The following is a 3,406-nucleotide window of genomic DNA, read 5'->3' on the forward strand; positions in this document are numbered from 1 at the left end:
CCAGTACATAGGCCGCTTCTTGTGTACAGTGCAAAGCCTGTGCCCGTAGAATTGTACGGCCCGGTCTGTAGTCGGCATCTTCTCGAAAAGTACGTAGTTCACGCAACAGGCGTGCCACCTTACGACGTGTTTCTGTTTCTAACGATCCGTTATTACGAATTAAACTAGGGAGCTGATCGTGGGATGGGTTGTTCCAGCCGTGAGGAAAGAGTTCTGCATCACCATGCTCCACACTGATAGCTGTCGCTGCTTGATAAACGGCGTAGTAAGCACGATTCACTGTGCTCCTGAAGTCCTCACCGTAAAACGCCAGCCACGCGGTACGCAGAACCTGCCGCGAGACCGCCTGCCAAGCATTCACCTTAAGTCGTTCTTCATCCGTCATAAAAAGGCCGGAGGCGGAAGCCTCCGGCCCTATCTTATCATCCCCTTGTTCCCCCATTATTGGGGACGAGGAGGCTACCTACTTGTCGCTGACGCCCTTGCCAAGTGCGGCTTGTGCGGCGGCCAGGCGGGCGATTGGGACACGGTACGGAGAGCAGCTGACGTAGTTCAGGCCGATGTTGTAGCAGAACATCACCGACGTGGGCTCGCCACCGTGCTCACCGCAGATTCCCAGCTTGATGTCCGGGCGCACGGCCTTACCCTTGGCAACCGCGATCTTCATCAGCTCGCCGACACCGGTCTGGTCAATGGACTCGAACGGGTCAATCGGGAGAATCTTGTGATCGACGTAGGGACGCAGGAACGTCGCCGAGTCGTCACGCGAGAACCCGAAGGTCATCTGGGTCAGGTCGTTGGTGCCGAAGCTAAAGAAGCTCGCCTCGACGGCGATCTCATCGGCGGTCAGCGCACCACGCGGCACCTCGATCATCGTGCCGAACTGGTAGGGAATCTCCACACCCTGCTCTTCCACGACCTTCTTGGCGGTTGCCTCTAGGCGATCCTTGACGAACTTCAGCTCGTTGACATGCCCGACAAGCGGGATCATGATCTCAGGAACGGCTTGTCCACCGGCCTTGATCACCAGCGCGGCTCCCTCAAGAATCGCGCGGGTCTGCATCTCCACGATCTGCGGGAACACAATCGAGAGGCGGCAGCCACGAAGCCCCATCATGGGGTTGATCTCGTGCATGTTCTCAATCGCAGCCAGGAGCGTCGCCTTCTCCGCAACCACCGTTCCGGCAGCGCCACGGTTGAGCAGCTCGCGCAGCTCGGCGGCAACTTCCCCGGCGTGGGGCAGGAACTCGTGCAGCGGCGGGTCAATCAGGCGGATCGTGGCGGGCATGCCGTCAAGTGCCTCAAAGATGCCCTTGAAGTCCTCACGCTGGAACACCAGGAGATCGTCGAGAGCCTTCTGGCGCTCGGCATCGTTCTTGGCCAGGATCATGCGCTGCACCACGGGGCGACGCTCGCCCTCGAAGAACATGTGCTCGGTGCGGCAGAGGCCAATACCCTCGGCGCCTAACGAGATCGCTAGCTTCGTGTCGGCAGGCGTATCGGCGTTGGTACGAACCCCGAACTTGCCACGGAACTCATCGGCCCAGCCTAAAAACGTGCCGAAGTCGCCGGTCATCTTGGCCTCTTCGACCGGAACCTGGCCCTCGATCACCTCGCCGAGTGCACCATTGAGGGAGATATAGTCGCCCTCCTTGATGATCTGCCCGGTTGCATGAACAAGAAACGACGTGTCCGAGACCGCGATCTCAGAGCAGCCTGCCACCGTCGGGATTCCAAAGCCACGGGCCACGAGAGCGGCGTGAGAGGTCATTCCCCCGCGCTCGGTCAGGACGCCCTGCGCGGCCAGCATTCCCTTGAGGTCATCCGGGTTGGTGTCGGCACGCACCAAGATCACGCGCTCGCCCTTGCCGCCCTTGCCCAGCTCAGCGGCCTTGTCCGAGGAGAACACCACGGTACCGGTCGCCGCTCCAGGTCCTGCAGGCAGGCCCTTGGCGATCACTTTATACTTGGCATTGCCCGGAATCACGGGAAGCAGACACTGGGTGAGCAGATTGGGCTCCACACGCGCAATCGCCTCGGCCTTGGTGATCAGGCCCTCGTTCACGTGGTCCACCGCGATCTTCACCGCAGCGGGGCCGGTGCGCTTGCCGGAGCGGCACTGGAGGATAAAGAACTTCCCGTGCTCGATCGTGAACTCGATGTCCTGCATGTCCCGGTAGTGCTTCTCAAGAACGGCACAGGTTTCCTCGAACTGCTTGTAGATCATCGGGTCCTGGCGCTTCAGCTCGGAGATGGGCATGGGGGTACGAACCCCAGCAACCACGTCCTCGCCCTGCGCGTTCATCAGGTACTCGCCGAGAATGACATTCTCACCAGTCGAGGCATCGCGGGTAAACGCCACACCCGTGCCACAGTCGTCGCCCTGGTTTCCAAAGACCATCGCCTGCACGTTCACCGCAGTTCCAATGGAGTCGTCGATTTTTTCTTTGCGGCGGTAGATAAACGCACGCTCATTGTTCCAGGAGCGGAAGACGGCCTCAACAGCGGCGGTCATCTGCGTCATCGGGTCTTGCGGGAACTCGGAGCCGGTCTGCTTCAGCACATGTGCCTTGTAGTCGTCGCAGAGCTCCTTGAGGCTCGCGGCGGGAACTTCCAGGTCCTCTTTGACGCCAAGCTTCTTCTTCAGATCGTAGAACTTGTGCTCAAAGTCGTGCTTGGTAATGTGGTCGAACTTGTCCGAGAACGCCACGTCGGAGAGCATCATGATAAAGCGGCGGTAGGAGTCGTAGACAAAGCGCGGATCGGCGACTTTCACGTACTCGTCTACAATCGCGTCGTTGAGGCCCAGGTTCAGAACCGTGTCCATCATTCCGGGCATCGAGAAACGAGCACCCGAGCGCACCGAGAGCAGGAGCGGGTTCTTAACGTCGCCAAAGGTCTTGCCCAGTTGCTTCTCCACATCGGCCAGCGCAGCCTTCATCTCGTCCAACAGACCGGCAGGAAGCGCTCGGCCCTCTGCATAGTAGTCTGTACAGACTTCGGTCGTGATCGTAAAGCCAGGGGGAACGGGCAGTCCGATATTGGTCATCTCGGCGAGGTTTGCACCTTTTCCGCCGAGGAGGTCGCGCATACTCTTGTCACCATCACGGAAGAGCCAAACACGCTTCTGTGTTGCCATAGGTCAACTTTTCTCCGGGTTAAAAAAATTCGTAAAAATGCCGCGCCCAAAAGTGATCCCTAAGGAAGCCTTCTGTGGCGCGGCAAAAACCTTTCGATTATACCCCGAATGCCATCAATCTACCACCTACGGTTTCTTGGCGGGAATAAACTTCATGCCCCCCGAGTTCATGCAGTAACGCAACCCTGTAGGCGTTTTAGGTATACCAAAGCTGCCGTTGGCATCATCAAAGAGATGGCCTAAGTGGCCCAGGCAGCGGCTACAGAG

3 protein-coding genes are annotated in these 3,406 nt (G+C 58.9%); all 3 read right to left on the bottom strand.

The genetic code is table 11. From position 1 onward, the window contains the following. On the bottom strand, positions 1-385 hold a 385-nt coding region (locus tag RMO15_RS29485; RefSeq protein ID WP_309721569.1), incomplete at its 3' end, for a HEPN domain-containing protein. Positions 386-463: 78 nt separating this feature from the next. Continuing rightward, positions 464-3,139, bottom strand: coding sequence for a pyruvate, phosphate dikinase (ppdK, locus tag RMO15_RS29490; protein ID WP_309721572.1), 2,676 nt, complete (start codon positions 3,137-3,139; stop codon positions 464-466). A 126-nt stretch (positions 3,140-3,265) separates the two neighbouring features. Beyond that, positions 3,266-3,406: peptide-methionine (R)-S-oxide reductase (locus RMO15_RS33500; protein WP_369016180.1), on the bottom strand; the 141-nt coding region annotated here is incomplete at its 5' end.

Origin of the sequence: Armatimonas sp., assembly GCF_031410135.1 — a bacterium.
In the GTDB taxonomy this organism is placed as follows: Bacteria; Armatimonadota; Armatimonadia; order Armatimonadales; family Armatimonadaceae; genus Armatimonas.